The sequence below is a fragment of the Pseudogemmobacter sp. TB195 genome (assembly GCF_058313095.1).
Genome location: NZ_JBZEGG010000001.1, coordinates 296,173 through 312,739 on the forward strand (window position 1 = coordinate 296,173; position 16,567 = coordinate 312,739).

Genomic DNA, 16,567 nt, shown 5'->3' on the forward strand with positions numbered 1-16,567 from the left:
CGACCCCGCATCTGAACCCCGGACAATGCCATGCTGATCCGCCATCTCGACTTCTTCGTGACCCTTGCCGAGGAAGAGCATTTCGGACGCGCGGCCGAACTCTGCGGTGTCAGCCAGCCTGCCTTGTCTCTGGCGATCCGCAAGCTCGAGGATGATCTGGGGATGCCCCTGATCCTGCGCGGCCAGCGCTTTCAGGGCCTGACCGCCGAAGGCGAGAAAGTGCTGATCTGGGGGCGCCAGATCCTCTCGGATTATGGCAATCTGCGCGCCGATCTCTCGGGGCGCCGAAAAGGCGGGCTTACAGGGGCGCTGCGGCTGGGCGTCTCGGCCTCGGCGATGCCGATGATGGCGCAATTCTGTGAGTATTTCGAGGCCCGCAACCCGCTGGCACGCATCCAGATTTCGCTCGCGGATGGCGCGGGAATCGAGGCCGGCCTGACTGACTTCTCGCTGGATGGCGGCTTTGGCTGGCTGCCCGCACGCAGGGCAAAATCCGACCAGGCGCATCACCTGCCGCTTTGGCAGATGCGGCTGTATTTTGCCTGCCGCAAGGACCACCCCTTTGCTGCGGGCGCCCCGGTCAGCCTGGCCGATGTGGCGACGCAGCCACTGTGCCTGACCGCTGACCTGCCGCTCCTGCGTCCGGCGCTGAAACCTGCGATCCTTTGTTCAGGGCTGGATGGGGTTCTGGCGCATCTGCGTTCGGGCGCCTGGTGCAGCCTGGTCCCCGACAGCCTGACGGCGCTGCTGGCGGAGCAGGACGAGATCCGGCTCCTTCCCGTCAGCGACCAGGGCGAAAGCCATAGCCTTGGCGCGCTTTTGATCCGGCGCGAGCCTCAGGCCCCGATGGTGCGCGCCTTTGAAGAGGCGCTGAGCGGGTTTTCCGGCCAGATGGCGGCCTGAATCCCGGCTGCTCCGCCCCTGATCCCAACCTTGTTCCGGCCCGGTCAAAATGCCAGACACGGGAAGAGCACGTCCCCGAGGAGACCGCCGCGTGACCCTTTCCGACCGCCCCCAGACACGCACCGCCAACCCGCCCGGCTTCGCGGCAAAGCTGGCGCGCGTTTCGGTTCTGGTGGTGGATGATGAGCCGGGGATGCGCAATTTCATGGCGCGAATTCTTGGCCCGCAATGCCGGCGGATCGAGCTGGCGGCCTCGGTCCAGGAGGCGCAGGAATGGCTCGCGGTCGAGCCCTTCGATGTGATCGTGCTGGACAATATCCTCGGCAATGATCGCGGCCTTGACTGGCTGGTGACGCAGCGCGCGCGCGGCATCGTGCCGCCGGTGATCCTGATCTCGGCCTTTGCCGATCTGGAAATCGCGATCGAGGCGATGCAGGCCGGCGTGGTCGATCTGATCCTGAAGCCGTTCCGGTCGAACCAGTTGCTGACGGCGGTGGCGCGCTCGGCCGAACAGGCGCGGCTGATGGGCGAGAACCAGATCCTGAAACACGAGCTGCGGCGCGGGTCGGAAATGACGCCCGGCCCGGTCGCGCTGACCGGTGCCTCGCCCGCGATCACCGCCATTCGCGAGACCATTGCACGGGTGGCGCCGCTGCCGTCTTCGGTCTTGCTGACCGGCCCCTCGGGCAGTGGCAAAGAGGTCGCGGCGCGGCTGATCCATGCGATGTCGGACCGTCGCGATGCACCCTTTGTGCCCGTCAACAGCGCGACCCTGAATGAGGACCATGCCGAAGCCGATCTCTTCGGCGAAGTCGGTGGCGAGCGGCGCGGGTTCTTCCTCCATGCCCAGGGCGGCACATTGTTTCTGGACGAGATTTCAGAGCTGCCGCTGTCGATCCAGGCCCGGCTGTTGCGCGTTCTCGAAGACCGCCGCATTCGCCCGGTCGGCGCCGAACGCGAGCTTCCGGTCGATATCCGCCTGATTTCCGCGACAAATGCCGATCCGGCGATGCTGGTCGCGACCGGGCGGCTGCGCGAGGATCTCTGGCACCGCATCAATATCCTCCAGCTTCCGATGCCGCCACTGGCCGCGCGCGGGCGCGATGTGATCGACCTTGCCGCGCATTTCATGGAAACGCTGTCGGGCCGGCTGGGGAGGCCGCCGGTCGCGATCACATCCGGGGTCGAAGCCGCCCTGATGGCGCGGCCCTGGCCCGGCAATGTGCGCGAGCTGAGAAACCTGGTGGAGCGGGCGCTGATCCTCGGTGCCTTCCCGCCCGATCTGCTGGGGCAGTGACATGGCGCGGCGCGGCGGCTGGACTTCGGTGCGCGGACGACTGCTGATCATCGCGCTCTTGCCGATGCTGGTGCTGACCCCAATCCTGCTGGGCATCACCATGCAGCGCTGGCTGAACAGGACCGACCAGATCCTCGCCGCACGGGTCACCAGTGACCTGACCGTCGGGCGGCAATATCTCGACCATCTCACCGCCAATACCGCGCGCGACGTGGCGGCGATTGCCCGCTCGGCGGCATATCGCGATGCGTCCCCGGCAGAAATGCCGGCCTTTCTGGAAGAGGCGCGAATGAACGCCGGGCTGGATTTCCTGATGCTGACCGGCACGAACCTGCCGGGCGGAATTTCGTCGCAGCCACAGGGCGGGCTGGCCGTTTTCACCCCCACCGAGCTGGAACAGCTTTCCCCCGGCCTTGCCGCCCGCGCCCGGGTGCCGCTGATCACGACCGAAGGCAGCAACCCCACCGATGCGACCAGCGAGGATCGCGGGCTCGTGGTTCTGGCCACCGATCAGGTGATCCTGCCCAAAGGCGTGAATGGCCGCCTCATCGGCGGTATCCTTCTGAACCGAAACGAGGATTTCATCGACCGGATCTCGGCGCTGGTCTATCCGGCCAGCGATCCGGCGCTGTCCGGGCAGATCGGCGCAGAGCTGGACCTGGGCGTCATCACCCTGTTCCTGGGCGATACCCGCATCTCGACCACGCTGCGCCCGACAGGGACTGAACGCGCCATCGGCACCCGCGCTTCGGCGGCAGTCTCGGCCCAGGTGCTGGGCGTGGGGCAGTCCTGGCATGACACCGCCTTTGTGGTGAATGGCTGGTATATCTCGGCCTATGAGGCATTGACGGATGTGAAGGGAAACCGGGTCGGAATGCTTTACGCCGGCATCCCGAAAGCGCCTTATACAAAGGCCCGGCAGGTGACGCTTGTGATGATCGGCGCGGCATTCCTGCTGGTCGGCGGGCTTTTCGTGCCGCTCGCGCTCAGCTGGGCGCGCGGCATTTTCCGCCCGCTTGCGGCGATGCGGGACACGATCGCGCTGGTCGAGGCCGGCGATATGGGGGCACGCACCGGCCCGGTTCCGGGCGCCGCCGAAATCGCCATGGTTTCGACCCATCTGGATGCGCTGCTCGCGCTGCTGTCGGCCCGCGAACAGGAACTGCGCGGCCTGAATGCTGATCTGAATGCCCGGGTAGAAGAACGCACCAAGGACCTTACCCGCGCCAATCAGGCGCTCCAGGCCACCAGCCGCCAGCTGATCCTTGCGGAAAAGCTCGCCACCATCGGCGAGGTGACCGCCGGGGTCGCGCATGAGATCAACAATCCGCTGGCGGTGATTTCCGGCAATCTGGAAGTCATTCGCATGGTGCTGGCGGAGCGCGCTTCTGATATCACGCCGGAACTGCGGCTGATCGACGAACAGATCCGGCGCATCAACGGGCTGGTGTCACAGCTGTTGCAATTCGCCCGGCCCGAAGAATTCAGCGATGGACCGCTCAGTACCGACCCCGCCGCCGCGATCCAGGGGCTGAAACCGCTGATCCGCCACTTGCTGGCGCGATCCGGCGTGGTGCTGGTGGAAGAGATCCACTCAACGCGCCTGATCCGCATGAACCCACATGAGCTGCAGCAGGTGCTGATCAACCTTGTCTCGAATGCAGTCCAGGCGATGCCTCAGGGCGGGCAGATCACCTTGCGGCTGGAGGACGGGGCGGAAAACGGGCGCGATGGCGTGGTGATCGTGCTGAGCGATAACGGGCCGGGCATGGATCCTGCGATTCTCGCGCGCGCCTTTGATCCCTTCTTCACCACGCGCGGGCGTGAGGGCGGCACCGGCCTCGGCCTGCCGATCTGCCTGAACCTCGTGACCCGTCAGTGCGGCAGCCTGACTGCAGACAGCCTCCCCGGCAGGGGCACCCGTTTCCGCATCTTCCTGCCGATGGCGGATGACAGCCCGGATTGACCGCCGCCGGCCCGGCGCAGATCATGAGCTCTGGCGGAGGGCGGATGATGCTGACACGGCGCAGGGTATTGGCGGGGACAGCTCTGACGGCCCTGCCGGGTTGGCTGCTTGCACGCGGGCTGAAAGCCGATGAGACGGTGCTCTTCCTGCCCGGCTATGCCCGCGACCTGCAACCGGGTGTCATCGAGGTCAATATCGAGGCCTGGGTGTTCGAATTCGAACGCCGCCCCGGGGCGCGGCTTGCTTTCACCACCGCGCTTGGCATCGACATGGAAGCCGCAGGCCCCGAAGCAAACGAGATCTTCGCTGAGCGCAGTCGCTGGTTCCTGACCGATTCCGAGCGCGGTAAGGAACTGCTGATCCGCTTCGACGGTTTCGACAGCCTGGACGCGCCGGAAAGCCTCCTCCCCGCCACGGATCGCGGTGGTCGGGTCTCGGCGCGGCTCAGGATTCCTGCGCCGGGCGATGACCGCCTGATCCGATTTCACACCAGCCGCGACGGCGCGGAGGAACGTTTCGAAGGCATAGCCCATCTGGTGCCGGCCGAGGGCCTTTCGATCATTTCGGATATCGACGACACGATAAAAATCAGCAACGTCGCCGATACGCGCGCGCTGCTGCGGGGCAGCCTGACAGAACCGTTCAAACCCACCCCCGGCATGGCCGCCTTCTGCCGCCGCCTCGCGCGGCAGGCCGGCGCGTGTTTCCACTACCTGTCGTCAAGCCCGATCCAGCTGGCCCCGGCGCTGAGCGGGTTTATCCGTGACGAGGCCTTCCCGCCTGGCAGCCTGCATCTGCGCGAAAGCACCGCCTGGAACCGGCTTTTGCCCGGCGCGGACAGTACGGTTCAGCATAAGGGCGCAATATTGCGCCAGATCCTGACCGACTTCCCCTCCCGCCGCTTTTTGCTGATCGGTGACAGCGGCGAGCAGGATCCAGAGATTTACGCCGAAGCCGCCCGCAGCCATCCCGATCGCGACATCACCATTCTGATCCGCGAAGTGGCAGGCAGCGATCTCAGCCCCACGCGGCTTGATGCGGCCTTTGCCGGGACCACCGCACGCTGGCACCTGATCCCGGAAAGCGGACCGGAGGAGGGCTGGTGGCCCCTTTGACCTCAGACAATCGACGGCATTGAGAGATACGGTATCCCGGCGTGCAGGCCCGCAATGAGGCCCAGCATGCATGCAAGCGCTTCGGCCGGGCAAACTGGAAGAAATGGTCCGGCTATCATCGACGAAGTCGTGTGAAAGCCACAATGAGATGCCTCAAGTTTCTTGGAGAGCTCAGCAGAGTCTCCATGCAATGAAGTTCGTTTTGTCGTCAGCGCGGGCATTGTGATCTATGAGACGCGATCCCCAGAGATCATGACCGCCGACGGATGATCCACTTTTTCGTGAACTCGCGCACCGCATTCGCGTTCCGAACCTGGCTCCGCCGTGGTTCCTGGGTTTTGAAAAATCAAATAGCCGCCCCGAAGGACGGCCATTTTGTGCTGGTATTCCAGTAGATTACTGGTGCCGCTGAAGGACACCGTTCAGTGGTGAAAATAGGTGATTTATGGCACTTGTTCCCCACAAGACCCCCGAATGTTCTTGATATGTTTGCCCGCCGCGATCTGGCGGAGCTGACCCTCGAGCCATTGATTGACGATGTGATCGGGTTGCGGGCGGATCTCGCCGAAGCAAGGGCCGCTGCCAGCTCGGCAAAAACATATATCGCCTCGCTGAAAGAGAAACTGCGCGATTTCGACGGCGACAGCGCCGAGGTGATCCGGCGGCTGCAAAAGTCCGCCGATTATGAGCGCGGCAAGGCCTGGCGGGCGACCGAAGAGCAAGGCCGCCTCCAAAAGCAAATCCATGCCCTCAAGAAGCGCGTCGGTGAACTCGAAAACATGGGGATCCTGCTGAACCCATGAGCATCATCGACCGCATCCGAGCAAATGGCGGCGAAGTAATCCGCGATAAGTGGCGCATTTCTCTTCGCCCTGGCCGCATGACGCCCGCCGCGACCGCATGGGTCAAGGACCGCTGGCGCGACTTGTGCCGCGAGGTCTGGCCCGAGTTTGACGATTGGGAAGAGCGCGCCGCGATCATGGAATTCGATGGCGGGCTGAGCCGGGCTGACGCCGAGGTCGCCGCATACCGGAGGGTTATGGGATGCTGATGCTGACCCCGAAAAAGCAAACCGCGGTTCGGAGCCGGCACATTCCCGCGCAGACTCAGTTTCGCCATGGTTGTGCCGTGGCGCCGTCATCGTGGATTCCTAGATGAGAGCAATCATGTATCGACCTCTGATTCCGTTCCTTGCCGAAATCGCCGCAAGCCTGAGAAGGGCCCGGAGGATGAGATCACAAGGAAACATGCTTCTTCTTGCAGCGGCTATTCTCGGCTGCTGGTTCCTGACTAATAGCTGGAGCTTCTGACAGCTTCGTCGTCAAGGCAGCGTGGGATCGGTATGAGTTGCGGGAAGGTGCGTCTCGGGTCGGCCACCGGAGTGAGCGCATGAAAAAGGCCCCACGTGGGGCCATTCACTCTTACGCTGATACCTTCAACCAGAACCACGCCACCACCAGAAGGGCGGCCACCATATACAGATCCATCACACACTCACTGGTTGAATGATGAGCTTATGCGCTGGCTCTACATGTGGAGTCTATGCGCGTGATTGCCTGGGCAGTTCTGCCCGGGGCGCATGAAGAAGCCCGCCTGAGCGGCGGGCTTATCAATCAGCGTTTTCGCGCGACGGGTTTTCTGACTGCGATCACCGCATCCGTTTCGGGCAACTGCAATGTCAACAGATGTCGGCGCTTCAGTAGTTTTATATGTTGACGCGTTTCCGGGCTCGCTGGCACTTTCAGGAACTCAGAAAGGTCGAAATGATTCCTCTGGGAGAACATGGTCATATTCAGTTGCCTGTTCCGGGCTTGTGGCCCAGCTCCTGTTCGGATGGGGTTACAACATCGACCATTTCCCTTGCAGTATGATCTGCCTCGTCTGAGGCATCCTGAGCTTTCTCCGCCTGATACTTGTTGCGGAGCTTGTCGTCCTCGGCTCGGGCAAGATTGATGCTTGGCTTGGTGCTGTCGGTACCCATTGTCGGGTCCTCCATCGAGCCGCTCGGGATGTTCCCGCGACTGTGAGGTATATGGGGGGGGAGCCACGTCAAAACGAGTGCCAGGTTGAACCGATCTCGTAAGTGCGCCGGGGCTCAGGATACATTTCTCTTCGAGCTCTGACATGACTGAGTGTCTCAGCCGGGGAAGATCGCCGCGCTGAGGTGAATATGCTCCACAGGCACATTGAGAGAGCGGCCCCGGGATGCCGTGGGCGGCTCTTTTCGTTTTGACGGCTGGCGATTATTCGGAGCGGAACCAGCCGTTCGTTGATGCAGCAGCAAGATTGGCAATGAATGCTACCTTGTCATTGGACCGGGCGAACAGCAGCCCGAAAGTATCGCTGCACCGTTGCCGGGATGGCTACCACTCATTCAATGTGGCTCCAACTAAGCGGGCTTGGGAGTAATGGGCCGGAAGCGCGTGGCGAGCGGAAAAAGGGAGATCGGCCATTCAAATCATCCTCCCCGGGTCTGATCCGCACTTAGCCCGGCCAAGAAACGATCCGATGTGATAACCCTGAGAGCGGCGCGAAGCTTCGCTGCATCTTCGGCCCCATAGGCCAGCTCAAACCTCTGCTGCGCATTGTCGAACATCTCGTCTGAGGCGCGTAAGCGGCGCAAACCATCGGGTGTTAGACTGATCAACCGGTTGCGCTTATCGCCTGGGTCGACCTCAACGGCCAGAAATCCTTCGCGCAACAACGGTTTAAGGGTATGAGCCAGCCCGCCGGGATCCATCACAAGGCGCGCCGCCAGCTTTCCTACCGTCAGTGGCCCGTCTCGCTCGACGCTGGCCAGAATAGCGCGCTGCGTCGTCTTGATGCCGCTCGGCTCCAACGCGGCGTCATAGAATTGCGACAACCGCCGCGAGGCTTTGCGCAGCGCCGTGGCATAGCACTTTCCTCCGACTAAGGTCTCAGCGGTCATGCGTTCCTCCTGCTTTCCTTCTTGCATTATATGCATATGCTGGTATGTGACAATATCTGCATATGCTGGCAAATAGCTGTCTATCTGTGGCCGCCACTCGCTGGCCGATACCATTCAGGAAACACGACATGATCTCGACTCGTCTTGCGCAAGGAATGGCGGCCCGGAACCTGCACTATGGTTGGGTGGTCGCGGGGGTAACATTCCTGACCATGCTGGCCACCGCCGGAGCAATGGGTTCTGCAGGGGTGATGGTGCAACCCTTGCAGACCGAGTTCGGTTGGACGACCGAACAGATCTCAACCGCGATGGCAGTTCGGCTTGTGCTCTACGGCCTCTTTGGCCCTTTCGCAGCAGCTTTCATGAACCAGTGGGGCATCCGTAGGGTTGCGGGTTTCGCCCTGACGATGATCATGGGCGGCATCCTGCTGTCCCATTGGATGACCGAGCTTTGGCATTTGATAGCGCTTTGGGGCGTGATCATCGGCATCGGCACCGGGATGACTGCGCTGGTTCTGGGGGCAACGGTGGCAACGCGGTGGTTCGGAGCGCGGCGTGGTCTGGTCGTGGGCCTGATGACTGCGGCAAATGCAACCGGTTCGCTTGTGTTCCTGCCAATGATAGCCGCCGTGACTGAGGCCTTTGGCTGGCGCAATGCGCTGGCCACACTGGTAGGGGTTCTCATGCTGACATTGGTGCTGATACTGATGCTGATGAGGGACCGGCCCGCCGATCTCGGCCTGTCCCGTTATGGTGAGGACCAGATACAGCCCGTGCCGCCGCCCGCCGCGGACCTGATGGCACTGCTTGCCCAGCCCCTGCGTGTGCTTTGGGGCGTGCGGGGCAGCACCACATTCTGGGTGCTTTTCGGCACGTTCTTTGTCTGCGGTTTCAGCACGAACGGGTTGATCCAGATGCACTGGATCTCGATTTGCGGCGATTTCGGCATTGCGGCTGTGACGGCTGCGGGAATTCTTGCGCTGATTGGGCTGTTCGACCTGATCGGCACTATAGGCTCGGGCTGGTTGTCCGACCGCTATGATAACCGCTGGCTGTTGTTCTGGTTCTACGGGCTGCGGGGGCTGTCGCTCATCTACTTGCCGTTCAGTAATTTCTCGATCTACGAGCTATCGCTCTTTGCGATATTCTATGGACTCGATTGGGTGGCAACTGTGCCGCCAACCGTCCGGCTGACGGCCGATAAATTCGGCCCAGACCGAGCACCGATGGTTTTTGGCTGGGTGTTCACCGGACATCAACTTGGAGCGGCCGCCGCTGCGTGGTTTGCCGGATCGGTCCGCACCGGGCTGGAATCCTACATGCCCGCTCTGCTGACTGCCGGCGTGCTCTGCCTGGTTGCCGCACTTGCCATTCTGTCGATCAAGCGACCTGCACGTGGAGATCTGCGAACTACGAGCGGCGCATAACTCGGCCCATAATGGTCTATCACGACTCCATGTGCAAATCGCCGATCAGATTGCAAGGCTGAGCCTGCTGATGCTTGGACCTGCCGGCGTCACGGTATAGCAACTCATGCCGTGATCTCTCTGATTTCGATACGGCCGCCTATGCCCGGGACGATCATCCGCACCGTGTTCACGCTGCACGACATGACCGCGCAGCGCGGGTCACTCGCTGGCCCCTATGGCATCTCGGGCGCCCGGTTCGGGACCAGCGGCACGGCGGGCGGGCTGAACTTGGCCAATATCCTCGGAACTGATCTGCATGTCTTCTGCCGCGATCTGGTCGGTTCGTTCCGCTATCGGGTCGATGGCGGCGCCTGCGGGCGCAGAATCTTGAGCCCGAAGCCAGAATGCGCGGCTGCCTGGATCGTGTCCACTGTGGAGTATGGAGAAGCTGTGTGCCCCGGTGTCTGGCATGGACCGGTGAATGGCCTAAGATGTGAGGGCAAGTCAGCGGTCCTGAAGTCGCAGCAGCGTCCACAATGGACATGCCAAGCCGAACCCCGAAGGGTTGTGCTTGATTTCCGGAATGTGCGGAGGCATTGTGTCCGTGGGTGTGGAAACCCGGACCGAGATAGACCGCATCACCTTTGGCGAGGTGCCTTCCTTTGGCGAGGAAGGGCGGTTGAATTGTAGCCTTTGGCTACGCAGGACGCGCTTGGCGGCGCGGCACCTAACCCGACCATTATGGCCGGGGGCGGGCGTGCTGTCCAGTGGGAAACCATAAAAGCGTCCGACCAGTCTCTCGGCTGGTTTCCACCCCCCGGCTGCCGGTCCGAAACTGGCGACGGCTGTGGAAAGCCAAAACCGAGAGAATAGCCATGACCAAACACGATATGGGGCAGTTCCATCTGCCGCCCGTTCGCCGTGACCAGCTGCACGACGATGTTGCCCTTGCGCTGGACGCGATCACCGCGCCGCAGCCGGGCCCCCGCGAGATCGCCGAGGCCCCCAGCTATCTGCGCCACGCCCTGCGCCTGATCAAAACGGGGGTGTCGGCATGATAACCGAGGGTGACAAAGCATCGCTCCGCATGGAGCGCGTGACTGTGCGCGAGATCGCCCGCCAGGTGGCAAAAGAGGCCGGGGTGAAGCCCGCGGTGATCTTCGGGCCCAGCCGTAAGCAGAAGGACTTCAGGCTGCGCGCCCTGGTCTGCTACATCGCCCGCCGCCACGGCATGAGCTATCCCAGGATCGGCATGGCTCTTGGGCGGGATCACAGCATCATCCGAAGCGCGGTAGTCAATGAGCAGCGCAGGAGGGGTGAGGTATGAAGCGGCGCGACATTCTTTCCCTCGCGCCTGCCGTGGTGCTGGGCTGCACAATCCTGGCTGGCGCTTGCACCCTGAAGGCCATTTTGTCGGCTTGCCGAAGTGCTTGGGACGTATCTGCGCTGAGGCCGGGATCGAAGGTGTGTCGGCCCATACCCTGCGTCACACCTTCGCCGCCGTTGCGGCCACCCTCGGCTATTCCGAGCTGACCATCGCCGGTTTGCTTGGCCATACCGCTGGCAGCGTCACCGCCCGCTATGCCCATGTTGCCGATGCTGCCCTTGTGTCGGCCGCGAACCACGTCTCCGGGACCATTGCGCGCGCCTTGGCTGGAGAGGATGTTGAGGGCCAGATCTTCCCGGATCGGGATGACGCCTGATCTGATTTCATGCTGGGTAGAGCGTTTCTTGTGGGGAACGCGGGGAACATGGGGAACAGGATTGATTTACAAAGGAAAAATTCTGTTCCCCACCCAAATCAAGCGTGGGGAACACTGGGGAACAGCCTACAGCCCTTTCCTCCGTAGGAAGTCGTCAAAAAGGGGAACTGTAAATGCAACGTCTCCATAGGACGGTGCGTAGACCATCCCCTTTTGGATGATGCTCGCGCGCCGTGGGCCAAGGGATTTTTGCTCTTTGCCAAGTGCTACAGCGACATCGCCAACCTTGTATGGCCCCGCTCCTAAGCTCGCCATCGCATTTGCATAGTCGACTTCGGCTCGCGTCAGTCGATCCAAGCGCACTTTGAAGAAGCCATTATCCAGCCGCTCTAAAGCTTTTGCACTCGCTACCATAGCGTCGTCGAGAGTAATCGGGGAGCCTTGAGCCGTGTTCCAAGCATGATGCCCCCATTCTTGGAGAAAGAAGGGGTATCCTGCTGTCCGCTCAAGTATCAGATCGAGTGCCGCCGGTTCAATTTCTACACCCTCGTCGCGCAAGGGCTTTTCGATTGCTTCTCTGGCAGCCTCTGGTTTCAGTGCCCCAATTTCCGGGTAGATGAACAGTCGCTCAGCATAGGACTTCGCGTCACCGGATAGCTTCGCAATCTGTGGCAATCCACCGGCGAAGACCATCACCGGCAGGCCCCTCTGTGACATACGATGAACCGCCACGATGACGGCAGCGAGTTCTTCATCGCTCAGATATTGAACCTCATCGATGAGTAAGGCCCAACCCTTACCAGCCGCAGATGCAGCTCGGCCGATATGTTTGAACATCTCTGCGAGGTCAATTTCAAGATTACCGCTATCGGCAATCCCCGGTTCGGGCTCGATACCGATTTCTATTTCCCCGAGAGTAATCTTGAAGGCGCTGGCGAAACCCCGCAGTGCCCTCAGTGCTCCGTTCGCAGCATATTTTGCTTTTTCAATGGTAGAGAGGCGGCGAAGGGCTTGGCGCATCTGAGGGTATAGCATCTCAGTCAGCGACTTGTTCTCCGGAGACTCTATGAATGAAGTCAGATATCCAGCCTTCTCGGCCAAATCCATTACTTCGTTCAGTAGAACAGTCTTGCCTGTCCCCCTGAGGCCCAAGAAGATTTGGCTTTGTGCGCCTCTACCTTGCACAATTCGCTGCAAAGACATGTTCGCAGTTGCGACCACCTCTTCACGGCCAGCCAACTCAGGCGGGCGCGATCCTGCACCGGGCGAAAACGGGTTGCGAACCGGATCCATGTCATGCTCCTTGCCAGTGCAGTCTATGTATGACTACAGAGAACTAAGGTCAAACGGCTAGTTCTTGTTAGTTCTGCCCGTGTGTGACTATCAACTTCTACACCGAACTAAGCAAAACAGGTTAGTTCCAGCTAGTGCTCATCGCCCGGCACAAGATCTTGCTGTCACTTGCAACAGGGCGCTAGCCCTAGCCCCCTCTTAACCACCAGGACCACCCAACTCAGTGCTAAAAATCACCCCCGCCGGAACGGGACCACGTTCCCCTCCTCATCCCCACGCATGAACGCCCGGGCACCGTGCTTCTCCAGATCCTGGATAGCCTCGTTGCGCGCGTCCCTGTCGCTGGCGAACCGATCCTCCCAGACATGGCTGGTGCCATCGGCGTCGACCACTTCAAGGATCCAGTCCTTTTCATCCTCGCCCCTATAGATCTGGATGTCGAACCGGAGACCGTCGACGACCACCGACTGGCTCTTGCCAGAATGCACAATGTTGGGCGCGTCGTCGGTCATTGTGGCTCTCTCAGCGAATTCTCGGTCCGATAATATGGAGTGAAGGCATTTATTCAACGCGAAACCGACCGTGAGTGCCGAGCCGGAGAGTTCGTTTCCTACCTGGGTAAAGTCGATTTCCCGCACAATAAGTTCCGCAACCCTGAGCAGAAAGGGCTTTTGAGAACCGACACTCGTGGCATAGGCTTGTCCGAGTATTTACCCAGAATACGGTTTGACGATGATATTGCCTGAACCTGTTGTCTTGCCGGTGCTGATTGCGGCGGCTGTCCTGGTCCTTACCTGTGCCTCCTTGGGATTGAAGGGATCGGCTCGACGCAAAAGGGCCGAAGGCAAGCTGGCGGAGCTGGAGGCACGCTTCGCCCCCGTGATCGACGCAGACGCCAAGGCGAAGGAAATCATCACCGAAGCCGAGGCCGCGGCAGCATCCCTTAAGAAGGAAGCTGCAACAGTCGCATCAAACATCGCCGATCTTCGCCGCGGATATGCCGAGAAGAAGGTGGTTTATGACCGGCTCGCCTCGGAAGTGGCCTTGTTCGATGAACGCCTCGCCTTCGCGGAAATGGGGGTCTATGAGCCCCACTTCGATTTTACGGACAGCGAGCAGTTCAAGGATGCCATCGAGCGTGTCCGGGCCGAACAGAAAGCGATGGTTTCGGCGAAGACGGCCGCGATCTGCAGGACGAACTGGACGGTGGATGGCAGCAAGTCCAAGGGGCAGACCATGACCGGCCGCAACATCAGGCTGACCCTGCGCGCCTTCAACAATGAATGTGACGCCGCCATCGCCAATGTCCGCTGGAACAATGCCAACGCCATGGTGAAGCGTATCGGCTATGCCCGGGAGCAGATCGACAAGCTGAACGCGTCGAATGCTGTTACCATCACAGAGTCCTATTACCAGGCAAAGCTGAAGGAGCTGCGCCTGACCCACGAATATCGGGAGAAGCAGAAGGAAGAGCGTGAGGAACGTGCCGAAGCCGCCCGTGCCGCCCGCGAAGAGCAGAAGCTGATCCGAGAGATGGAGGAAGCAGAACGGGAAGAGGCCAAATACCAGAAGCTGCTTGAGAAGGCCAAAACGAAGCCCTCGGGGCCCATGGTGCGAAGCTGGAGGCCTACTCGCAGCAGATCGAAATTCTGGAACGCGACCTTGCCGAGGCTCATGCGAAGGTCGAGCGGGCGCAGGCGATGACCGAAATGACCCGTTCAGGCTATGTCTATATCATCTCGAACATGGGCGCTTTCGGGCCTGACATGGTGAAGATTGGGCTGACACGGCGGCTCGATCCCACAGACCGGGTGCGCGAGCTGGGCGATGCCAGCGTGCCCTTCTTCTTCGACACCCATGCCATCATCTACAGCGATGAAGCCCCCGCACTGGAACGGGCACTGCACACCGAGTTTGCCAAGCAGCGGGTGAACGCCACCAACATGCGGAAAGAGTTTTTCCGCGTCTCGCTGGAGCAGGTCGAGGAGGCCGTGACGCGTCTGGCCCCGGGCGCATCGTTCTTCCGGGACATCGAGGCTCAGGAATATCGGGAGACGATGGCACTGCGGAACGCTCAGCTCGAGGCTCAAATCCAGCAGAAGGAGGCGGTGTTCCCGGATGCGATATGATCAGAATCCATCGGCATTCTCGGCTCTGAACTGACGACTGCGATTTGTTGGGAGGCGCCCTGACCGATTGGCCGGAGGTGCTGGCATGAGCTGCCATCCCGCCGATGTGGCGGTGTGCGCCGACCTGCTTTCCTTGCTGACCGTGTGCGCAATCACTGCCCGGCATATCGCTGAGGGCGCGACTGACCCGCGCAAGCTGGCTGTGGATCTGCACCGCTGCCTGAAGACCGCCGAGGCTCTGGCTGATCAGACCCACCAGGCGATGGGGGCAGGCGCATGACCAAGAACCGCCACCAGCGCCGCGCCATGAAACGCAATGCTGCAGCCAACGCCGTCCTGCTGGCCCGCTGCTGCTTCGACTATGACGGCAAGGCATGCTGCCCGTGGCGGATCAGGCGTCTGGCAGGTTCGCAGGTTGGCACGCAAGGCATCCCGATCTCATCGACATCAGACGAATGACGTCGGCAGTGGGGCCAGCCTCAGGCTGAGGCCGGATAGGATCGACCAGCCGAACTCCCACCGCTGGTGGAAGCTGGATCGTCTGTGCGAACGGATGGCGTTCGGTCAAGGGGCCAACCCCCAGCGGCGAACCGACCGACCGGGGGGTGGCCTCAGACTTTTGGGCCCTTTGGGGGACCAACGTGTGGGCCTTTTTACAAGATATGAGCTAATTGGAGATTTTCGGAAGGTCCGATGAGAGGCCTGTTCCCCGCTGTTCCCCAGTCCTTTTCAGGTCGGGGAACAGGAATATACTCAATAAAATAAGGGTTTTTCCCCGTGTTCCCCTCGTTCCCCGCATGAAACACCTGCCATGGCATGAGCAGCCTCGATGGCTGACGGCAAGAAGGCGCTCCAGGCGTGGTGAAATCGCACTGATGCGCGCGGTGCGGGTCCCGGCTTCGTGGCCACCGCAGCGGGGGAAGCTGCGACTCATCTTGATACCTATCCCACAACGACCCCGACCCGTTGACCACAGTCTGTAGAGCTGCAATAATTAGTCTCACTTTTCCGTGATTGAAGCCCCCATGAACCCGGTTTTGGATTTGGTTCCGCCATGGTTCCATGGCTTCAGCACAGCAAAAGACCGCCCCGAAGGACGGCCATTTTGTGCTGGTATTCCAGTAAGTTACTGGTGCCGCTGAAGGGACTCGAACCCCCGACCCCATCATTACGAATGACGTGCTCTACCAGCTGAGCTACAGCGGCATATTCCAGATGCAGGCCCCTCTTCTGTCCTGCTTGTCGTCGACGGCCTCGGAACTCTTTGGCTTTGCCTGTCACCTGGCATCGAATTCGCTGCCTGTGAAAGCTCTGCCGATCACGTTACCGGACCCATGCAGGCGCCCGTTTAAACGCGCGAGGCCGTCTTGTCCAGTGTCCGTTCACGGCAATTTCTCTTACCCGCCCACCCGCATTGGAGAGGTCGGGGCATAGGACTGGCGCGGTGGCGCGACGGGCGTCCCCGGGAGGCCGGCGACGCGTCCCGGCTGCGCCCCTCAGGGCAAGCGTCCCCAGACAGCCCACCGTCCTGTGCGGCAGGCAATCTTGCGGTTACTTCAAGCAACCCGACATAAAATCCTGATATTTATCAATTCCATGACTCGCACGCGTCGCAAAGTCATTTCCGCGCCGATTCGATCTGTCGCGCCCCTGGGCAGACCCGGGCAAGGACTGGCCTCACGATCCGGGGTTACACGGCAGGCCGGTTCCGGCGCGCTGTCGGTCCAGACCAATGTGGAATCAAGACGTCCAGGGCGCCCTGAATTGCGGCCTTCGTCAAATCGCTCCAGACGACGCGGTCGATCCGGACAGCGGCGGTGCTC

The 16,567-nt window shown here is 61.3% G+C and carries 18 protein-coding genes, 1 tRNA gene and 1 pseudogene; 15 read left to right on the top strand and 5 right to left on the bottom strand.

Annotated features, from left to right (window positions below; genetic code table 11):
• Positions 1-30 precede the first annotated feature (30 nt).
• The 7 genes and pseudogenes from AC4FS3_RS01415 to AC4FS3_RS01445 all read left to right on the top strand — a co-directional run bounded on the left by AC4FS3_RS01415 (position 31) and on the right by AC4FS3_RS01445 (position 6,332).
• Positions 31-903: a LysR family transcriptional regulator gene (locus AC4FS3_RS01415; RefSeq protein ID WP_491019044.1), complete on the top strand. Its 873-nt coding sequence runs from the start codon at positions 31-33 to the stop codon at positions 901-903.
• Positions 904-994: 91 nt separating this feature from the next.
• Positions 995-2,200 (top strand): sigma-54-dependent transcriptional regulator, encoded by a 1,206-nt coding sequence (locus AC4FS3_RS01420; protein WP_491019045.1) that lies wholly within the window; start codon positions 995-997, stop codon positions 2,198-2,200.
• A 1-nt stretch (position 2,201) separates the two neighbouring features.
• Complete coding sequence (locus tag AC4FS3_RS01425) at positions 2,202-4,166, top strand: sensor histidine kinase (RefSeq protein WP_491019046.1); 1,965 nt, start codon at positions 2,202-2,204, stop codon at positions 4,164-4,166.
• 23 nt (positions 4,167-4,189) lie between these two features.
• The gene (locus tag AC4FS3_RS01430) at positions 4,190-5,281 is read left to right on the top strand and encodes a phosphatidate phosphatase App1 family protein (protein WP_491019047.1); all 1,092 of its coding nucleotides are present in this window, start codon (positions 4,190-4,192) and stop codon (positions 5,279-5,281) included.
• Between the two features lie 35 nt (positions 5,282-5,316).
• A pseudogene (locus AC4FS3_RS01435) lies at positions 5,317-5,451 on the top strand (IS5/IS1182 family transposase); the annotation flags it as partial.
• Between the two features lie 315 nt (positions 5,452-5,766).
• Positions 5,767-6,084 carry a hypothetical protein gene (locus AC4FS3_RS01440; protein WP_491019048.1) on the top strand — a complete coding sequence of 106 codons (318 nt, stop codon included), beginning with the start codon at positions 5,767-5,769 and terminating at the stop codon, positions 6,082-6,084.
• Entirely contained in the window at positions 6,081-6,332 is a 252-nt protein-coding gene (locus tag AC4FS3_RS01445; RefSeq protein WP_491019049.1) for a hypothetical protein, read from the top strand. Before AC4FS3_RS01440 ends, AC4FS3_RS01445 begins: the two co-directional genes overlap by 4 nt.
• 741 nt (positions 6,333-7,073) lie before the next feature.
• Here AC4FS3_RS01445 and AC4FS3_RS01450 read toward each other — a convergent pair.
• Both AC4FS3_RS01450 and AC4FS3_RS01455 read right to left on the bottom strand, forming a co-directional pair.
• On the bottom strand, positions 7,074-7,262 hold the full coding sequence (locus AC4FS3_RS01450) for a hypothetical protein (RefSeq protein ID WP_491019050.1): 189 nt from the start codon (positions 7,260-7,262) through the stop codon (positions 7,074-7,076).
• A 477-nt stretch (positions 7,263-7,739) separates the two neighbouring features.
• On the bottom strand, positions 7,740-8,210 hold the full coding sequence (locus tag AC4FS3_RS01455; RefSeq protein WP_491019051.1) for a MarR family winged helix-turn-helix transcriptional regulator: 471 nt from the start codon (positions 8,208-8,210) through the stop codon (positions 7,740-7,742).
• A gap of 212 nt (positions 8,211-8,422) precedes the next feature.
• Here AC4FS3_RS01455 and AC4FS3_RS01460 point away from each other — a divergent pair, with 212 nt between their 5' ends.
• The 4 genes from AC4FS3_RS01460 to AC4FS3_RS01475 all read left to right on the top strand — a co-directional run bounded on the left by AC4FS3_RS01460 (position 8,423) and on the right by AC4FS3_RS01475 (position 11,322).
• Positions 8,423-9,637 carry an MFS transporter gene (locus AC4FS3_RS01460; protein WP_491019052.1) on the top strand — a complete coding sequence of 405 codons (1,215 nt, stop codon included), beginning with the start codon at positions 8,423-8,425 and terminating at the stop codon, positions 9,635-9,637.
• 857 nt (positions 9,638-10,494) lie between these two features.
• Positions 10,495-10,677 (top strand): hypothetical protein, encoded by a 183-nt coding sequence (locus AC4FS3_RS01465; RefSeq protein WP_491019053.1) that lies wholly within the window; start codon positions 10,495-10,497, stop codon positions 10,675-10,677.
• A gap of 29 nt (positions 10,678-10,706) precedes the next feature.
• On the top strand, positions 10,707-10,946 hold the full coding sequence (locus AC4FS3_RS01470) for a helix-turn-helix domain-containing protein (protein WP_491019054.1): 240 nt from the start codon (positions 10,707-10,709) through the stop codon (positions 10,944-10,946).
• Positions 10,918-11,322 (top strand): tyrosine-type recombinase/integrase, encoded by a 405-nt coding sequence (locus AC4FS3_RS01475; RefSeq protein ID WP_491019055.1) that lies wholly within the window; start codon positions 10,918-10,920, stop codon positions 11,320-11,322. The genes AC4FS3_RS01470 and AC4FS3_RS01475 overlap by 29 nt, the downstream gene beginning before the upstream one ends.
• Before the next feature lie 126 nt (positions 11,323-11,448).
• Here the strand turns inward: AC4FS3_RS01475 and AC4FS3_RS01480 are convergent, their stop codons facing one another.
• Complete coding sequence (locus tag AC4FS3_RS01480) at positions 11,449-12,615, bottom strand: ATP-binding protein (RefSeq protein ID WP_491019056.1); 1,167 nt, start codon at positions 12,613-12,615, stop codon at positions 11,449-11,451.
• A 233-nt stretch (positions 12,616-12,848) separates the two neighbouring features.
• The gene (locus AC4FS3_RS01485) at positions 12,849-13,127 is read right to left on the bottom strand and encodes a hypothetical protein (protein ID WP_491019057.1); all 279 of its coding nucleotides are present in this window, start codon (positions 13,125-13,127) and stop codon (positions 12,849-12,851) included.
• A gap of 220 nt (positions 13,128-13,347) precedes the next feature.
• Between AC4FS3_RS01485 and AC4FS3_RS01490 the strand changes: the two genes are divergently transcribed.
• From AC4FS3_RS01490 to AC4FS3_RS01505, 4 genes are all read left to right on the top strand, one after another.
• A complete protein-coding gene (locus tag AC4FS3_RS01490; protein WP_491019302.1) occupies positions 13,348-14,319 on the top strand; it encodes an SNIPE associated domain-containing protein in 972 nt (323 codons plus the stop codon).
• Entirely contained in the window at positions 14,316-14,744 is a 429-nt protein-coding gene (locus AC4FS3_RS01495) for a GIY-YIG nuclease family protein (RefSeq protein ID WP_491019058.1), read from the top strand. The genes AC4FS3_RS01490 and AC4FS3_RS01495 overlap by 4 nt, the downstream gene beginning before the upstream one ends.
• Positions 14,745-14,829: 85 nt before the next feature.
• Positions 14,830-15,024 (top strand): hypothetical protein, encoded by a 195-nt coding sequence (locus AC4FS3_RS01500; RefSeq protein WP_491019059.1) that lies wholly within the window; start codon positions 14,830-14,832, stop codon positions 15,022-15,024.
• Positions 15,021-15,203 carry a hypothetical protein gene (locus tag AC4FS3_RS01505; protein ID WP_491019060.1) on the top strand — a complete coding sequence of 61 codons (183 nt, stop codon included), beginning with the start codon at positions 15,021-15,023 and terminating at the stop codon, positions 15,201-15,203. The genes AC4FS3_RS01500 and AC4FS3_RS01505 overlap by 4 nt, the downstream gene beginning before the upstream one ends.
• Before the next feature lie 671 nt (positions 15,204-15,874).
• Here AC4FS3_RS01505 and AC4FS3_RS01510 read toward each other — a convergent pair.
• Positions 15,875-15,950 (bottom strand) — tRNA-Thr (locus AC4FS3_RS01510).
• Positions 15,951-16,567: the final 617 nt, after the last annotated feature.

Coding starts and splice junctions, on each gene's coding strand:
- AC4FS3_RS01415 (WP_491019044.1), top strand. CDS start 31: ATGCTGATCCGCCATCTCGACTTCTTCGTGACCCTTGCCGAGGAAGAG.
- AC4FS3_RS01425 (WP_491019046.1), top strand. CDS start 2,202: ATGGCGCGGCGCGGCGGCTGGACTTCGGTGCGCGGACGACTGCTGATC.
- AC4FS3_RS01430 (WP_491019047.1), top strand. CDS start 4,190: ATGAGCTCTGGCGGAGGGCGGATGATGCTGACACGGCGCAGGGTATTG.
- AC4FS3_RS01440 (WP_491019048.1), top strand. CDS start 5,767: ATGTTTGCCCGCCGCGATCTGGCGGAGCTGACCCTCGAGCCATTGATT.
- AC4FS3_RS01445 (WP_491019049.1), top strand. CDS start 6,081: ATGAGCATCATCGACCGCATCCGAGCAAATGGCGGCGAAGTAATCCGC.
- AC4FS3_RS01450 (WP_491019050.1), bottom strand. CDS start 7,262: ATGGGTACCGACAGCACCAAGCCAAGCATCAATCTTGCCCGAGCCGAG.
- AC4FS3_RS01455 (WP_491019051.1), bottom strand. CDS start 8,210: ATGACCGCTGAGACCTTAGTCGGAGGAAAGTGCTATGCCACGGCGCTG.
- AC4FS3_RS01460 (WP_491019052.1), top strand. CDS start 8,423: ATGCTGGCCACCGCCGGAGCAATGGGTTCTGCAGGGGTGATGGTGCAA.
- AC4FS3_RS01465 (WP_491019053.1), top strand. CDS start 10,495: ATGACCAAACACGATATGGGGCAGTTCCATCTGCCGCCCGTTCGCCGT.
- AC4FS3_RS01470 (WP_491019054.1), top strand. CDS start 10,707: ATGGAGCGCGTGACTGTGCGCGAGATCGCCCGCCAGGTGGCAAAAGAG.
- AC4FS3_RS01475 (WP_491019055.1), top strand. CDS start 10,918: ATGAGCAGCGCAGGAGGGGTGAGGTATGAAGCGGCGCGACATTCTTTC.
- AC4FS3_RS01480 (WP_491019056.1), bottom strand. CDS start 12,615: ATGGATCCGGTTCGCAACCCGTTTTCGCCCGGTGCAGGATCGCGCCCG.
- AC4FS3_RS01485 (WP_491019057.1), bottom strand. CDS start 13,127: ATGACCGACGACGCGCCCAACATTGTGCATTCTGGCAAGAGCCAGTCG.
- AC4FS3_RS01490 (WP_491019302.1), top strand. CDS start 13,348: ATGATATTGCCTGAACCTGTTGTCTTGCCGGTGCTGATTGCGGCGGCT.
- AC4FS3_RS01495 (WP_491019058.1), top strand. CDS start 14,316: ATGACCGAAATGACCCGTTCAGGCTATGTCTATATCATCTCGAACATG.
- AC4FS3_RS01500 (WP_491019059.1), top strand. CDS start 14,830: ATGAGCTGCCATCCCGCCGATGTGGCGGTGTGCGCCGACCTGCTTTCC.
- AC4FS3_RS01505 (WP_491019060.1), top strand. CDS start 15,021: ATGACCAAGAACCGCCACCAGCGCCGCGCCATGAAACGCAATGCTGCA.